This window comes from Streptomyces sp. NPDC034103, from assembly GCF_055575395.1.
Window position 1 is genome coordinate 134,528 of record NZ_JBVISS010000007.1, and the last position, 14,819, is coordinate 149,346.

Consider the following 14,819-nt stretch of genomic DNA (forward strand, 5'->3'; position numbering starts at 1 on the left):
CGACACCGGGGGCGCGCGGCGCTCACGCCGCCGGGATCACCGCCGACACCCGGAAACCCCCCGCGTCCGTGGGCCCGGACACGAACACCCCGCCCAGCGCCACGACGCGCTCCTTCATCCCCACCAGACCGTTCCCCCCGGACGGCAGCCGCGCCGACGACGCCACCGACACCTCCGGCGGCGGCTCGTTCTCCACCTGCATCGCGATCTCCGAGACCCGGTGCGCCAGCCGCACATGCGTCTTGGCGCCCGCCGCGTGCTTGTGGACGTTGGTGAGCGCCTCCTGCACCACGCGGTACGCGGTCTGCTCGATGTCGGCGCCGTACACCCGGGCATCGCCCTCGACGGTCAGGTCCACGACCATCCCCGCCGCGCTCGACTGCCCGATCAACTCCTCCAGCTCGGACAGACACGGCCCGTCCGGCTCCTCGACGGCCCGCGAGGCGGCGACGGCGGCGGCGACGCCCACCGCGGCGAGCGGCACGGACTCGGCCCGCGCCCGCTTCCCGCCGTCCCCGCTGCGCAGCACCCCGAGCATCTCCCGCAGCTCGGTGAGCGCCTGCCGCCCCATGTCCCCGACGAGCGCGGCGTTCTTGACCGCCTTCTCGGGATCCTTCCGGGCGACGGCCTGGAGCGCCGCCGCGTGGACGACCATCAGGCTCACCCGGTGCGCGACCACGTCGTGCATCTCCCGGGCAATGCGGGTCCGCTCCTCGTTCCGCGCCCACTGCGCCCGCTCCTCCGCGCGCTCCGCGAGCAACTGCAGCTCCCGCTCAAGACTGTCGGCCCGCTCCCGCAAGCTCTCCATCAACCGGCGCCGGGCGCCGACGTACAGGCCGAGCAGCAAGGGCGGCGCCGTCAGCCCGATGGCGATCGTGATCGCGGCGAACGGCACGAACCAGTCGCCCATCTCCCACGACCCGCGCGAGGCACCCTGCCGTATCCGCACGAACATCACGATCATCTGCCCCACCAGCGACATCGCCGCGAGGGAGCCGATGATCCGGCGGGGCAGTTCGGAGGCGGCGAGGGTGTAGAGACCGACGATCGCCATCAGATAGCCCATCTGGGCCGGGGTGATGGCGATCGACACCAGTACGACGGCGATGGGCCACTTGCGCCGTACGAGCAGCGCGGAGCCGGCGAGCAGCCCGAACACGATCCCCGCTGCCCGGGGGATCCCCGCGTCCCCCGCGAACCGCCATCCTTCCGCGCCGCACTCGACGACCGACGCGAACGCCAGGCCCACGTCCAACACCGCACTGCGCCACCTGGCCCACCACCATGGCCCCGGCCGGGCCGCGGCGTGGTCTTCCCCCGTCGTGGTCATGACTCCAGCCTACGGGCGGGCGGCGCGCGTTTTCCGGTGAGTTTCCGGGATTGGCCTACACCACACAGCGTGACCGTCCGGATGCGAAAGAGCCCGATATCCCTCGAACTGCTGAATCGCTCACTGTTCGACCCCGGAAGATCGGATTCCGCCCGCCGGCCGCCCCTGGCTGTCTGACCGTCAGAGTCCTCGGGGGAGCCGACTTGTACCGTCGCGTCGAAGGCGGGTGGTACGGCATAGTAGGGGCTGCACGCCGCGCCGATCTACGAAATCGGACGTGGCGGACGAACCATCCCGGGTCGTCTAAAGGCAGGACAAATGGTTTTGGTCCATTGAATGAGGGTTCGATTCCTTCCCCGGGAGCCACAGTTGAGTGCGGGCCCTGACAGCTCAGTCAGGGCCCGCACCCATGTCCCCCCGGTAACGCCCCGGTATCCTGCGGATGTCACCCACCCCCTCACAGCCGAAGGGCATCCCGTGAGCGCCATTCGCCCGGCAGCCGTCGTCGTTCTCGCAGCGGGTGAGGGCACCCGTATGAAGTCGGCCACACCGAAGGTTCTGCACGAACTCTGCGGCCGCAGTCTGGTCGGCCATGTGCTCGCCGCGGCGCGTGAGTTGGACCCGGAGAACCTCGTCGTCGTCGTCGGCCACGCGCGCGAGAAGGTCACCGAGCATCTCGGCGTCATCGACCCCGGCGTCCGTACCGCCGTGCAGGCGCAGCAGAACGGCACCGGGCACGCGGTGCGGATGGGGCTCGAAGAGCTCGGCGGGGTCGTGGACGGGACCGTCGTGGTCGTCTGCGGTGACACTCCGCTGCTCACCGGCGACACCCTCCGCGCGCTCACGCAGACGCACTCCGCCGACGGCAACGCCGTCACCGTGCTGACCGCCGAGGTCCCGGACGCGACCGGCTACGGCCGGATCGTGCGCGACGGGGCCTCGGGCGCCGTCACCGCGATCGTGGAGCACAAGGACGCCTCCGAGTCGCAGCGGGCCATCCGTGAGATCAACTCGGGGGTGTTCGCGTTCGACGGGCAGCTGCTCGCCGACGCCCTGGGCAAGGTGCGCACGGACAACAGCCAGGGCGAGGAGTACCTGACGGACGTCCTCGGCATCCTGCGCGAGGCCGGTCACCGGGTGGGCGCTTCCGTCGCCGGCGACCACCGCGAGATCGCCGGGATCAACAACCGGGTGCAGCTCGGCGAGGCCCGCCGCATCCTCAACGACCGTCTGCTCACGCGCGCGATGCTCGCCGGTGTGACCGTGATCGACCCGGCGACCACCTGGGTGGACGTGACGGTCACGTTCGAGCAGGACGCCCTCGTCAACCCCGGCACCCAGCTCCAGGGCGCCACGCACCTCGGTGAGGGCGCCGAGGTCGGCCCGAACTGCCGGCTGAAGGACACCGTGGTCGAGCGGGGCGCCCGGGTCGACAACACCGTCTCCGACGGCGCTCACGTGGGCCCCGGCGCGACGGTGGGGCCGTACGCCTATCTGCGTCCCGGCACCCGTCTGGGCGCGAAGGGCAAGATCGGGACGTACGTCGAGACGAAAAACGCCTCGATCGGCGAGGGCACGAAGGTCCCGCACCTGTCCTACGTCGGTGACGCCACGATCGGCGAGTACACCAACATCGGTGCCGCGAGCGTGTTCGTGAACTACGACGGGCAGGACAAGCACCACACGACCGTCGGCTCGCACTGCCGTACGGGTTCGGACAATATGTTTGTGGCTCCTGTCACCATCGGGGACGGTGCGTACACCGCCGCCGGCTCGGTGATCACCAAGGATGTGCCGCCCGGTTCGCTGGCCGTGGCCCGTGGTCAGCAGCGGAATATCGAGGGTTGGGTGGCCCGTAAGCGGCCGGGGAGCGCGGCGGCGAAGGCGGCCGAGGCGTCCTCCCGGGAGTCGGAAGGCGAAGGCTGACCGGAAACAGGCGCGTCGGACACGGCGTACCGTGATAGGTGCACACCCGCACCCACCAGCTGAGACGGCCCCGTCGCGCCCAGCGGCGAGGTCTCTCGACAGCCGGCTGAGACACCTCTGAGGAGACAGTGCTGTGACCGGGATCAAGACGACCGGCGAGAAGAAGATGATGTTCTTCTCCGGCCGCGCCCACCCCGAGCTTGCCGAGGAGGTCGCCCAGCAGTTGGGTGTCGGGGTCGTCCCGACGAAGGCCTTCGACTTCGCCAACGGCGAGATCTACGTTCGCTACCAGGACTCGGCGCGCGGTGCGGACTGCTTCCTGATCCAGAGCCACACGGCTCCGATCAACAAATGGATCATGGAGCAGCTCATCATGATCGACGCGTTGAAGCGGGCTTCCGCGCGGTCGATCACGGTGATCGTGCCCTTCTACGGTTACGCGCGCCAGGACAAGAAGCACCGTGGGCGTGAACCGATCTCGGCGCGCCTGATCGCGGACCTGATGAAGACGGCCGGTGCGCACCGGCTCCTGACCGTGGATCTGCACACCGACCAGATCCAGGGCTTCTTCGACGGCCCGGTGGACCACCTCTTCGCGCTGCCGCTGCTCGCGGACTACGTCGGGACCAAGGTCGACAAGGACAAGCTGACCGTGGTCTCCCCGGACGCCGGCCGGGTGCGGGTCGCCGACCGCTGGTGCGACCGGCTCGGCGCTCCGCTGGCCATCGTGCACAAGCGGCGCGACAAGGACGTGGCGAACCAGGTCACCGTCCACGAGGTCGTGGGCGAGGTCAAGGGCCGGGTGTGTGTCCTGGTCGACGACATGATCGACACCGGTGGGACGATCTGCGCCGCCGCGGACGCGCTGTTCGCGCACGGCGCCGAGGACGTCATCGTCACCGCCACGCACGGTGTGCTGTCGGGTCCGGCCGCCGACCGGCTGAAGAACTCCCGGGTGAGCGAGTTCGTGTTCACGAACACGCTGCCGACGCCGGGTGAGCTCGCCGCGGACCTGGACAAGCTCACGGTCCTCTCCATCGCGCCGACGATCGCGAGCGCGGTGCGCGAGGTGTTCGAGGACGGTTCGGTGACGAGCCTGTTCGACGAGCAGTGAGCTCGCCGAGGAGCCGTGCAAACGGTTCTGCATGATCGATTTTCCTGCGGCCTCCCCCGCCGAGTAGACTGCCCAGGTTGCTCGGCGAGGGAGGCCGTCCTCATGACGAGGTACGGCTGTCCGTTATCGACGCGCTCTTCGTAGCAGGCCGTTCGTGGCCGGGTGACCTGTCCGTCTCTCACCCATACGAGGAGTGATCTGTATGTCCGAGGTGAAGCTCACCGCCGAGACCCGCACCGAGTTCGGCAAGGGTGCCGCCCGTCGTATCCGCCGCGACTCCAAGGTTCCCGGCGTGCTCTACGGCCACGGTTCGGACCCGATCCACCTGACGCTGCCGGGCCACGAGCTGCTGCTCGCGCTGCGCACGTCCAACGTCCTGATCTCCCTGGACATCGACGGCAAGTCCAACGAGCTGGCGATCCCGAAGTCCGTGCAGCGTGACCCGATCAAGGGCTACCTGGAGCACGTCGACCTTCAGCTCGTCCAGCGCGGTGAGCAGGTCAACGTCGAGATCTACGTCCACACCGAGGGCGAGCTGGCCCCGGGCGGCTACCTGCTGGAGCACGTCCTGAACGCGCTTCCGGTCGAGGCCGAGGCCACGCACATCCCCGAGTCCGTCACCGTCTCCATCGAGGGTCTGGCGGCCGGCGACTCCGTGCTCGCCAAGGACATCCCGCTGCCCAAGGGCACCAAGCTGGCCGTCGACGAGGACACCGTCGTCCTCCAGGTCCTGGCCGCGCAGGCCGAGGAGGCCGGCGAGGAGTCGGCCGAGGGTGACGAGGCCGCCGAGGCCTGAGCCTCAGCCCCGTAGGAGTTCGTCAGCCGCTGCTTCCGTAAGGGAGCGGCGGCTGGCGCGTATCGAGGAGACATGGACGTGACCACCCCCGCAGGCGCCGCCTCTGCCACCGACCCCTGGCTGATCGTCGGTCTCGGCAACCCCGGGCCCGAGTACGCGGCCAACCGGCACAACGTCGGTTTCATGGTGGCCGATCTGCTGGCCGAGCGGATCGGGGGGAGGTTCAAGCGGGCCGGGAAGGCGCAGGCGCAGGTCGTGGAGGGGCGGATCGGGCCGCCGGGGCCGTTGAACCGCCGGGTCGTCCTGGCGAAGCCGATGTCGTACATGAACCTGTCCGGTGGGCCCGTCAACGCGCTCAAGGACTTCTACAAGGTGCCCGTCGCGCACATCGTGGCGGTCCATGACGAGCTGGACATCGACTACGGGACGCTGCGGCTGAAGCTCGGGGGCGGGGACAACGGGCACAACGGGCTGAAGTCGATGACGAAGGCGTTCTCCGCGGAGTACCACCGGGTGCGGTTCGGGATCGGGCGGCCGCCGGGGCGGATGCAGGTGGCCGACTTCGTGCTGAAGGACTTCTCCTCGGGCGAGCGCAAGGAGCTGGGCTACCTGGTGGACCGGGCGGCGGACGCCGTGGAATGCCTGGTGATCGAGGGCCTGGAGCGGGCGCAAAGCACGTACAACTCCTGACTTGTCCCCACCGAAGTTGACGGGCCGTTCAGGCATGGCCAATGATCCCGGCCATGCCTGCCCCAGCCCTCACTTCTCGTCAGGCCTCGGTCGTCGCCCTCCGGTTCGGTCGGCTCGCGGCGATGGGCACGGTCGCGGTGCTGATCCTGGTCGCGGGGGTGTGGGCGTCCTGGGGCACGGCGCAGCACGTGATGCTGACGAAGGGCCGGGAGCGCGGCACGATCGAGGTGACGCGGTGCGGTACCCACACCTGCACCGGGCCGTACACGCCGCTGTCGCAGGGGTCGCGGCCGCGTGAGCGGGTCGTCATCGAGAAGACGGTGGCGGTGGAGCGGGGCGAGACCTACTCGGTCGTGCTGAAGCCGAGCAGCGACGACGTCGTCCGTTCCGGGCCGCCCGGGGTGCTGTACGCGTGGGTGCCGCTGGGTGGTGCGCTGCTGCTGGCGTCGGTGGTGGTGGCGGGCGGGTTGGGGCGTACCCGGGGCGCGTGGATGATGGCGGGCGCGGGGGTCGCGCTGCTGACCGCCGCCTTCGTGACGATCTGAGCCTCTTCGGCGTTCTCCACATCTGTGGAGGAGCTGAGTGTTGCCTGTTCGTGATTGACCTCGGGTCAGCGGGAGCTGGAAGCTGAGCCGCCCCCTCCACATCTTCCCTGCCACATCTCGAAGATGGACTGCCCATGCGTACCCTGTCCCGCGCCGGCGCTTTGTCCGCCGTCGCCGCGGCCGCCCTGCTCGCGGCCCCCTCCGCCCACGCCACCCCTCCGGGTGACAACGGCACCGTCAAGATCCACGACGCCTCGACCGGCGAGGAGCTGCGCCGCAACGAACCGCACGTCTGCACCTTCTACCTGGACGCCTTCGGCTTCGACAGCGCCCAGGAGGTCGACTGGCACATCGAGGCCTGGGCCCCGGGCGCCGACGTCAAGGGCGAGACCGTGAAGTCCGGCGAGATCACCCTGGACGGCGAGGGTCACGGCCGCACGCAGGACCTGTCGCTGCCGGACGGCCACTACAAGCTGTTCTGGACCTTCGAGGGCGAGCACGGCGCCGCCAAGCACAAGGTCTTCTGGACCGACTGCGAGGACGGTGACGACGGCAACCCCGGGGCGACCCCGTCCTCGTCGCCCTCGGCCTCCCCCAGCGCCTCGGCCTCCGCCTCCGCGGGTGGGTCGACGGCTCCCTCGGCGGACTCCTCCCCCTCCCCCCAGGGCGCGGGCGGCAGCGACGGCGGTGATCTCGCCGAGACCGGCAACGGCGCCCCCGTCGGCCTGCTGGGCGGCGTGGCGGCCGCGCTGGTCGCGGCCGGCGGCTACCTGGTGTTCCGCCGCCGCAGGGCGTCGTAGGGCACACGCACCGAGACGAGGGTGCCCCCGAGGTCGGACCTCGGGGGCACCCTCGTGTGTGCGGCGGGCGTCAGCCGGTGTTGCGCAGGCCCGCCGCGACACCGTTGACGGTCAGGAGCAGGGCTCGGGCGAGCGTCGGGTCCGGCTCCTCGCCCGCGGCGACCGCGTCGCGCTGGCGCTTGAGCAGGGCGACCTGGAGGTAGGAGATCGGGTCCAGGTAGGCGTCGCGGATGGTGAAGGTCTGCTTCAGGACCGGCTGGGCGGCGAGGAGTTCGCTCTCGCCGGTGATCCGCAGGACCTCGGTGACGGTGAGCTCGTGCTCGGCCTCGATGGTGGCGAAGACATGCTGGAGCTCGGCGGGGACGAGGGTCTCGACGTAGTGGCGGGCGATGCGCAGGTCGGTCTTGGCGAGCGTCATCTCGACGTTGGAGATGAAGTTCCGGAAGAAGTGCCACTGCCCGTACATCTCGTCGAGCACGGTGTCCCCTTCCTGCCGCAGGCCCGCCTCGCGCAGCGCCTTCAGGCCGGAGCCGACGCCGAACCAGCCGGGGACGATCTGCCGGGACTGGGTCCAGCCGAACACCCACGGGATGGCGCGCAGGCCGTCGAGCGAGACACCCGAGCCGGGACGGCGGGAGGGCCGCGAGCCGAGGTGCAGGTCGGCGAGCTGGTCCACGGGAGTCGACGCGAGGAAGTAGTTCGGCAGGTCCGGGTCCTCGACGAGCCTGCGGTACGCGGAGTGCGCGGCGTCCGACACCACGTCCATCGCGGCGTCCCAGCGGGCCAGGGCCTCGTCGGACTGGCGGGGGGCGGTGTGCAGGGCGGAGGCCTGGAGGGTGGCCGCGACGGTCAGCTCCAGGTTCTCGCGGGCCAGCGACGGCACCAGGTACTTGTCGGAGATGACCTCGCCCTGCTCGGTCACCTTGATCTCGCCCTCCAGGGTGCCCCAGGGCTGGGCGAGGATGGCGTCGTGGGAGGGGCCGCCACCGCGGCCGACGGTGCCGCCCCGGCCGTGGAAGAGCCTCAGGCGCACCCCGTACCGGTGCGCCACGTCGCGCAGGCGGCGCTGGGCGCGGTGGATCTCCCACTGGGAGGTGGTGATGCCGCCGAACTTGGAGGAGTCCGAGTAGCCGAGCATGACCTCCTGCACATCCCCGTTGAGCGCGACCAGGCGTCGGTAGGACGGGTCGGAGAGCATGTCCTCCAGGATGGTGTCCGCGGCCTTGAGCTCGTCGGTGGTCTCGAGGAGCGGCACGATGCCGATCTTGGCCCAGCCGGCGTGCAGGTCGATCAGGCCGGCCTCGCGGGCCAGGACGGCCGCGGCGAAGACGTCGTCGGCGCCCTGGCACATCGAGATGATGTACGACTCGATGACCTCGGGGCCGAAGACGTCCAGGGCGCGCTTGACGGTGTGGAAGACGCCGAGGGTCTTCTCGCCGGCGGCGTCCAGCGGGGCCGGGGTGGGCGCCAGCGGTCGGCGGGACCTGAGCTCCTTGGCGAGCAGCTTGCCGCGGTAGTCGCGGGGCATGTCGGCGTAGCGCCAGGACTCCTCGCCGAGGCGGTCGAAGAGCTGGCCGAGGGCGTGGTGGTGGGCGTCGGCGTGCTCGCGGACGTCCATGGTGGCGAGCTGGAGGCCGAAGGCGGCGAGGGTGCGGATCGTACGGTTCATGCGGCCCTCGGCGAACAGGCCGCCGCGGTGTTCGCGCAGGGAGCTCTGGATGAGGGTGAGGTCCTGGAGCAGCTCGCTGGTGCCGAGGTAGTCGCGGCCGGGCTCGTGCGGGGTGTTCCTGGCGAGCCGGAGCTTGGTGTTCTCCAGCTTCTGGCGGATCGCGGTGGCCTTGAGCCGGTAGGGCTCCTCGGCGTTGAGGCGCTTGTAGCGGGGGCTGATCTCCGGCAGGCGCTCCAGGTCGTCCTGGAGGGAGGCGAGCAGTTCGTCGGTGGCGCCGGTGTAGCGGATGGAGTTCGACAGGAAGCCGCGCAGCTCGTCGATCAGGTCGAGCGCGTCGTTGATGCCGTGCTCGTGCTGGAGGATCAGGACGTCCCAGGTCACCTGCGGGGTGACGTTGGGGTTGCCGTCGCGGTCACCACCGATCCAGGTGCCGAAGGTGAGCGGGCGGGTGTCCTCGGGGAGGGTGACGCCGACGCGCTCCAGCTCGGCGGTGAGGTCCTCCAGGACGTCGCCGACGGCGCCGGCGTGGAGTTCGTCGAGGTAGTAGATGGCGTTGCGGGACTCGTCGGTGACCTCGGGGCGTACGACGCGCAGTTCGTCGGTCTGCCAGACCAGGTCGATGTTCTCGGCCAGACGGGTGTCGTAGCGGCGGCGGTCGGTCTCCAGGACGGGGGTCTCCAGGAGCTCGGCGATGCGGCGCAGCTTGTTGAGGACCGAGCGGCGGGCGGCCTCGGTGGGGTGCGCGGTGAAGACGGGGCGCACGTTGAGGTTCTGCACGGTGGCGCGCAGGTGCTCGGGGTCGGCGTCCTTGAGGCGGTCGGCGGTGCGGGCGAGCAGACCGCCCTCGGCGGCGCGCCGGGCCCTGAGCTCGCGGCCGCGGTGGACCTGCTCGGTGACGTTGGCCAGGTGGAAGTAGGTGGAGAAGGCGCGCACCAGCTTGGCGGCGGTCTCCAGCTCGGTGCCCCGCAGCAGTTCGGCGGCGGCGTCACCGTCCTCGCGGGTGAGACTGCGGACCTTCTCGACGAGTTCCAGGAGCTCCGGGCCCTCCTGGCGGACGAGGGTCTCACCGAGGAGGTCGCCGAGTCGCCTGATGTCGGCGCGCAGCTCACTCGAGGCGGTCGTGGTCTGGTCGTCGGCACTGCTCACAGGTGCGGCTCCTTGCAGTGTTGAAGCTCGTCCGGGAGGGAACCCGGTACCAGTCGCGCGGCGACCGCCGCGTACCGACCGGACATCCGGGAAGAAATGAGAGCGGACCGCGCTGTCCGAACGACTCCAGGATATGTGGCGCCACGGACGCGCAGACTCGCGGGCTCTTGCCGTCGGGCGACGCGCTGCCATACTTACGATGCCGTAGGTTACGGAACCGTAGGGAAGTACCGCTCACTCCCCGCGGGGCTCCTGTGACCAGGCCCTTGTCACAACCCTCGAACCCCACAGGGGACGCCCCATGACCTCAAGCTCCGATGTGATCCAAGACGCCTCGGAGGCGACCGACGACACCGCTGCGTCCGCCACCCTGGGCGGCGAGCAGAAGCGTTCGCTCGAGCAGATCACCCTCCTGCTCTTCATCATCGTCCCGTTCCTCGCGGTGCTCGCGGCCGTGCCGCTGGCGTGGGGATGGGGGGTGAGCTGGCTGGACCTCGGCCTGCTCGTCTTCATGTACTACCTCGGCTGCCACGGCATCACCATCGGCTTCCACCGCTACTTCACGCACGGCTCCTTCAAGGCCAAGCGCCCCTTGCGGATCGCGCTGGCGATCGCGGGGTCGATGGCGGTCGAGGGACCGCTGGTGCGCTGGGTCGCGGACCATCGCAGGCACCACAAGTTCTCCGACGCCGAGGGCGACCCGCACTCCCCGTGGCGGTTCGGCGAGACGGTTCCGGCGCTGATGAAGGGCCTGTGGTGGGCGCACATCGGCTGGATGTTCGACGAGGAGCAGACGCCGCAGGACAAGTACGCGCCGGATCTGATCAAGGACCCGGCGCTCCGCCGGATCTCCCGCGGTTTCATCTTCTGGGCGATGCTGTCGCTGGCCATTCCGCCGCTGGTCGGCGGGCTGGTGACGATGTCGTGGTGGGGCGCGTTCACGGCGTTCTTCTGGGGCTCGCTGGTCCGGGTGTGCCTGCTGCACCACGTGACCTGGTCGATCAACTCGATCTGCCACGCGGTCGGCAAGCGGCCGTTCAAGTCACGGGACCGCTCGGGCAATGTGTGGTGGCTGGCGGTGCTGTCCTGCGGCGAGTCCTGGCACAACCTGCACCACGCCGACCCGACCTGCGCGCGACACGGTGTGATGCGCGGCCAGATCGACTCCTCGGCGCGGCTGATCCGCTGGTTCGAGGCGTTCGGCTGGGCGTACGACGTCCGCTGGCCGTCACGCTCACGTATCGATTCACGCCGTAACACCGACGAAGGCGGCTCCCGGCGCGGGAAGGAGCCCGCGAAGGCGGCATGATGGAGGCCGTGGCGACCGACTCAAGCAGCAACGAGAGCAATGAGAAGCCCAGGCGCACGCGCCGCACCCGGATGACGGGAGCCGAGCGCCGGCAACAGCTGCTGGAGATCGGTCGCACCCTCTTCGCCGCCAAGGGCTTCGAGGGCACGTCGGTGGAGGAGATCGCGGCGAAGGCCGGGGTGTCCAAGCCGGTGGTGTACGAGCACTTCGGCGGCAAGGAGGGCCTGTACGCGGTGGTCGTGGACCGCGAGATGCGGCGGCTGCTGGACATGGTGACCAGTTCGCTGACGGCCGGGCATCCGCGGGAACTCCTCGAGCAGGCGGCGTTCGCGCTGCTCGACTACATCGAGGAGTACACCGACGGCTTCCGCATCCTGGTCCGGGACTCCCCCATCCCGCAGTCGACGGGTACCTTCGCGTCGCTGATCTCGGACATCGCCACCCAGGTGGAGGACATCCTGGGCCGCGAGTTCAAGAGCCGCGGTTTCGACCCGAAGCTGGCCCCGCTGTACGCCCAGGCGCTGGTGGGCATGGTGGCGCTGACGGGTCAGTGGTGGCTGGACGTGCGCCGCCCGAAGAAGGCGGAGGTCGCCGCGCACCTCGTGAACCTGTCGTGGCACGGGCTGGACGGTCTCGAGCAGAAACCGCACCTGATAGGGCGCCGCAAGAGCTGACTCCTGCGGCGCCCTGACAGGTGCGGTGCGTCACCGCTTGAAGGCGTCCTTGGCCTTCTCCTTGGCCTGGCGCAGGTCGCCCTTGCCGGCCTCGGTGCGGCCCTCGGCGGTCTTCTGCTCGTTGCCGACCGCGCGTCCCAGGGCTTCCTTGGCCTTGCCCTTGGCCTGTTCCACCTTCGCCTGGGTCTTCTCGTCCTTCGCCACGTCACTCACTCCTGACAAGTCGTCTCCCATGTCACTGAAGCGAGTGGCCCGCACCGGCGGCCTCAAACCACCGGCTCCAGGAACTCCAGCCGGTTGCCGACGGGGTCGTGGGACCAGAAGCGCCGGTGACCGGGCAGGTCGTCGTCCCAGGTGACCGTGGCTCCACGGCTCCGCAGCCGGTCGGCGTACGACGCGATGGCGACGACCCGCAGCCCGGGATGCGCCTTCAGCGCGGGCCGGAAGGCGGCGTCGACCCCCACGTGCAGCTGCACGCCGCCCGCCCGGAACCAGCACCCCCCGCGCGCCGCGAGCCCGGGCGGCTTGGGAATCTCGGTCATCCCGAGGACCTCCACGTAGTACGCCCGCACCAGGTCCTCCGCACCCGGTGGCGCGGCGAGCTGGACGTGGTCGACGGCGGTGATCATCCCTCACGCCTCCTTGCGGGCCACGGCGAAGATCCGGCGGAACGGGAAGGGGGTGCCGTGCGCTCCCGCCGGATAGGCCTTGCGCAGGGCGTCCCGGTAGCGGCCGACGAAGGCCTCCAGCGCCTCGGGGTCGTCGGCGAGGGCGGTGAGCAGGGGCCGCAGCCCGGTGCCCTTCACCCAGTCCAGGACGGGGTCCTCGCCGGGGAGGAGATGGACGTACGTCGTCTCCCACACGTCCGCCGCGCAGCCGAGGGCGGTGAGGTGCTCCAGGTAGGCCTCGGGGGTGTGGACGGCGTCGTCGTGGCGCAGGACGTCGTCGAGACCGGCGTTGTGGGCGAGTTCGCGCATCAGCCGGTGGCTGGGGGCGCCGAAGTTCCCGGGCACCTGGAAGGCGAGGGTGCCGCCCGGCCGGAGAGCCTCGACCCAGTCGGCGAAGCGCTCGACATGCCCGGGGACCCATTGCAGGGTGGCGTTGCTGACGATGAGGTCGTAGCGCTCGGCGGGTGTCCAGGTGCGGACGTCGGCGTGGGTGAAGTCGAGGCGGCCGCCGCCGGGGGTGGGTCCGGCGTGCTCGGTGTGGGCGCGGTCGAGCATCTCGGGGGAGTTGTCGTAGCCGGTGACGCGAGCGGTGGGCCAGCGGGCGGCGAGGAGCGCGGTGACGTTGCCGGGGCCGCAGCCGAGGTCGGCGATGCGGGGCGCCGGTCCGGGGGGCGGGTCGGGGACGCGGGCGAGGAGGTCGGCGAAGGGGCGGGCGCGGTGGTCGGCGTGGCGGAGGTACTGGGCGGGGTCCCAGGTCGGCGTGGATCCACTGTCGGTCATGGCTCCCACTCTGACCCGAGATTTATCTTGACGTCAAGACACTTCACGTCAAGAGACTCCACATCGACACAACCACTAGACTGATCGCCATGGAGGACGAGGTCGATCGGCTGGTCGCAGCGTGGCGCCGGGAGCGCCCTGACCTCGACGTGGAACCGCTCGAGGTGCTCAGCCGGGTGAGCAGACTGGCCCGGCACCTGGACCGCGCACGGCGACTGGCGTTCTCCGAGCACAGCCTGGAGCCCTGGGAGTTCGACGTCCTGACCGCCCTCAGGCGCGCGGGAACGCCGTATCAGCTCTCCCCCGGACAACTACTGACGCAGACCCTGGTCACCTCGGGCACGATGACCAACCGCATCGACCGCCTGGCCAAGAAGGGCCTGGTGGAACGGCTGCCGGACCCCTCGGACCGGCGCGGTGTGCTGGTCCGGCTGACGGAGGAGGGCCAGGACCGCGCGGACCAGGCGCTCGCCGGCCTCCTCGACCAGGAGCGCGCGATCCTCGCGGAGCTCTCCCGCGCCCAGCGGGGCGAACTGGCGGCACTGCTACGCCAGTTGACCGCCCCGTTCGACAACATCCCCGGCTAGGTCCGCGGGACCCACGCCGGCCCGGCGGGCGAGCGCGACGGCGGCCAGCGTGGAGTGCACGCCGAGCTTGCCGAGGACGTTCTGCATATGGGTGCGGACGGTGTGCGGGGAGAGGAACAGCCGCTCGGCGACGGCCTTTCTGCCCAGCCCGGCGACCATGCACCGCAGCACCTCCCGCTCCCTCGGCGTGAGGGACTCCACCAGCCGCTCGCTCTCGGTGCGGTGCTTGCGCGCGGCGGTCAGCTCCCGCAGGACGCCGGTGAGCAGGGCGGGCGGCAGATGCGTCTCCTCCCGCAGCACCCCCCGTATGACGGTCAGCAGCCGGGACAGCGAGCAGTCCTTGGCCACCCACCCCGACGCCCCGGCCTGAAGGGCGAGCGCGGCACGGCGCTGGTCGTCCTTCTCGGCGAGGACGACGATCCGGACGCCGGGCTGTGCGGAGCGCACCCCGGCCACCAGCGAGATGCCGTCGACGACCCCGTCCTCGTTGCCCTCCTGCACGGGCACGGCGGGCCGGATGCCCTGGACGTTGCCGCCCAGGTCGGCGTCGACGAGCAGCACGTCGTAGCGGCGCCCCTCGGCGGCCGCGCGCTCCAGACTGCGCAGCGCGGCGGGACCGCTGCCGGCGGCGGAGACGTCGACGTCGGGCTCGGCGGCCAGGGCGGCGGCGAGCGACTCGGCGAAGATGCGATGGTCGTCGACGACCAGGACTCGGATGCGAACCACGAAACCCCCTTCCCCAATGCTCTCCAAGAGCAGGGGATACCTCATGGCGGGAGACGGAA

Annotated in this window: 15 protein-coding genes and 1 tRNA gene; 10 read left to right on the forward strand and 6 right to left on the reverse strand. The window is 70.5% G+C overall.

Translation table 11 applies throughout. The features are described 5' to 3' along the window. Nucleotides 1-22 precede the first annotated feature (22 nt). Nucleotides 23-1,330, reverse strand: a complete 1,308-nt coding sequence (locus ACZ56U_RS16935) for a sensor histidine kinase (protein ID WP_469084773.1) — start codon at nt 1,328-1,330, stop codon at nt 23-25. A 292-nt stretch (nt 1,331-1,622) separates the two neighbouring features. On the opposite strand from ACZ56U_RS16935, the gene ACZ56U_RS16940 reads away from it, so the two are divergent. The 7 genes from ACZ56U_RS16940 (at nt 1,623) to ACZ56U_RS16970 (ending at nt 7,201) form a co-directional block, all read left to right on the forward strand. Then, a tRNA-Gln gene (locus tag ACZ56U_RS16940) sits at nt 1,623-1,696 on the forward strand. Between the two features lie 111 nt (nt 1,697-1,807). After that, on the forward strand, nt 1,808-3,256 hold the full coding sequence (glmU, locus tag ACZ56U_RS16945) for a bifunctional UDP-N-acetylglucosamine diphosphorylase/glucosamine-1-phosphate N-acetyltransferase GlmU (protein ID WP_469084774.1): 1,449 nt from the start codon (nt 1,808-1,810) through the stop codon (nt 3,254-3,256). Between the two features lie 133 nt (nt 3,257-3,389). Next, nucleotides 3,390-4,370, forward strand: a complete 981-nt coding sequence (locus ACZ56U_RS16950) for a ribose-phosphate diphosphokinase (protein ID WP_469084775.1) — start codon at nt 3,390-3,392, stop codon at nt 4,368-4,370. Nucleotides 4,371-4,572: 202 nt separating this feature from the next. Further along, nucleotides 4,573-5,166, forward strand: a complete 594-nt coding sequence (locus ACZ56U_RS16955) for a 50S ribosomal protein L25/general stress protein Ctc (RefSeq protein ID WP_469084776.1) — start codon at nt 4,573-4,575, stop codon at nt 5,164-5,166. A gap of 72 nt (nt 5,167-5,238) precedes the next feature. Next, complete coding sequence (gene pth, locus ACZ56U_RS16960; RefSeq protein ID WP_469084777.1) at nt 5,239-5,856, forward strand: aminoacyl-tRNA hydrolase; 618 nt, start codon at nt 5,239-5,241, stop codon at nt 5,854-5,856. Nucleotides 5,857-5,897: 41 nt separating this feature from the next. Continuing rightward, nucleotides 5,898-6,401, forward strand: coding sequence for a hypothetical protein (locus ACZ56U_RS16965; RefSeq protein ID WP_469084778.1), 504 nt, complete (start codon nt 5,898-5,900; stop codon nt 6,399-6,401). Between the two features lie 134 nt (nt 6,402-6,535). Next, nucleotides 6,536-7,201, forward strand: coding sequence for an LPXTG cell wall anchor domain-containing protein (locus ACZ56U_RS16970; protein ID WP_469084779.1), 666 nt, complete (start codon nt 6,536-6,538; stop codon nt 7,199-7,201). Between the two features lie 70 nt (nt 7,202-7,271). Here ACZ56U_RS16970 and ppc read toward each other — a convergent pair whose 3' ends face one another. Next, nucleotides 7,272-10,016: a phosphoenolpyruvate carboxylase gene (gene ppc / locus ACZ56U_RS16975; RefSeq protein ID WP_469084780.1), complete on the reverse strand. Its 2,745-nt coding sequence runs from the start codon at nt 10,014-10,016 to the stop codon at nt 7,272-7,274. Between the two features lie 301 nt (nt 10,017-10,317). Here ppc and ACZ56U_RS16980 point away from each other — a divergent pair, with 301 nt between their 5' ends. Both ACZ56U_RS16980 and ACZ56U_RS16985 read left to right on the forward strand, forming a co-directional pair. Beyond that, complete coding sequence (locus ACZ56U_RS16980) at nt 10,318-11,325, forward strand: acyl-CoA desaturase (protein WP_469084781.1); 1,008 nt, start codon at nt 10,318-10,320, stop codon at nt 11,323-11,325. After that, complete coding sequence (locus tag ACZ56U_RS16985; protein ID WP_469084782.1) at nt 11,322-11,999, forward strand: TetR family transcriptional regulator; 678 nt, start codon at nt 11,322-11,324, stop codon at nt 11,997-11,999. Before ACZ56U_RS16980 ends, ACZ56U_RS16985 begins: the two co-directional genes overlap by 4 nt. Before the next feature lie 30 nt (nt 12,000-12,029). Here ACZ56U_RS16985 and ACZ56U_RS16990 read toward each other — a convergent pair whose 3' ends face one another. The 3 genes from ACZ56U_RS16990 to ACZ56U_RS17000 all read right to left on the reverse strand — a co-directional run bounded on the left by ACZ56U_RS16990 (nt 12,030) and on the right by ACZ56U_RS17000 (nt 13,447). Next, nucleotides 12,030-12,203, reverse strand: coding sequence for a CsbD family protein (locus ACZ56U_RS16990; RefSeq protein ID WP_391231694.1), 174 nt, complete (start codon nt 12,201-12,203; stop codon nt 12,030-12,032). 62 nt (nt 12,204-12,265) lie between these two features. Beyond that, nucleotides 12,266-12,628 carry a VOC family protein gene (locus ACZ56U_RS16995; RefSeq protein ID WP_469084783.1) on the reverse strand — a complete coding sequence of 121 codons (363 nt, stop codon included), beginning with the start codon at nt 12,626-12,628 and terminating at the stop codon, nt 12,266-12,268. 3 nt (nt 12,629-12,631) lie between these two features. Further along, nucleotides 12,632-13,447: a trans-aconitate 2-methyltransferase gene (locus ACZ56U_RS17000; RefSeq protein WP_469084784.1), complete on the reverse strand. Its 816-nt coding sequence runs from the start codon at nt 13,445-13,447 to the stop codon at nt 12,632-12,634. Nucleotides 13,448-13,536: 89 nt separating this feature from the next. Between ACZ56U_RS17000 and tamR the strand changes: the two genes are divergently transcribed. After that, a complete protein-coding gene (tamR, locus tag ACZ56U_RS17005) occupies nt 13,537-14,034 on the forward strand; it encodes a MarR family transcriptional regulator TamR (protein WP_391231698.1) in 498 nt (165 codons plus the stop codon). On the opposite strand, the gene ACZ56U_RS17010 is transcribed toward tamR, so the two are convergent. Then, nucleotides 13,993-14,760, reverse strand: a complete 768-nt coding sequence (locus ACZ56U_RS17010) for a LuxR C-terminal-related transcriptional regulator (protein ID WP_469084785.1) — start codon at nt 14,758-14,760, stop codon at nt 13,993-13,995. The two genes, tamR and ACZ56U_RS17010, sit on opposite strands and share 42 nt — an antisense overlap. Nucleotides 14,761-14,819 lie beyond the last annotated feature (59 nt).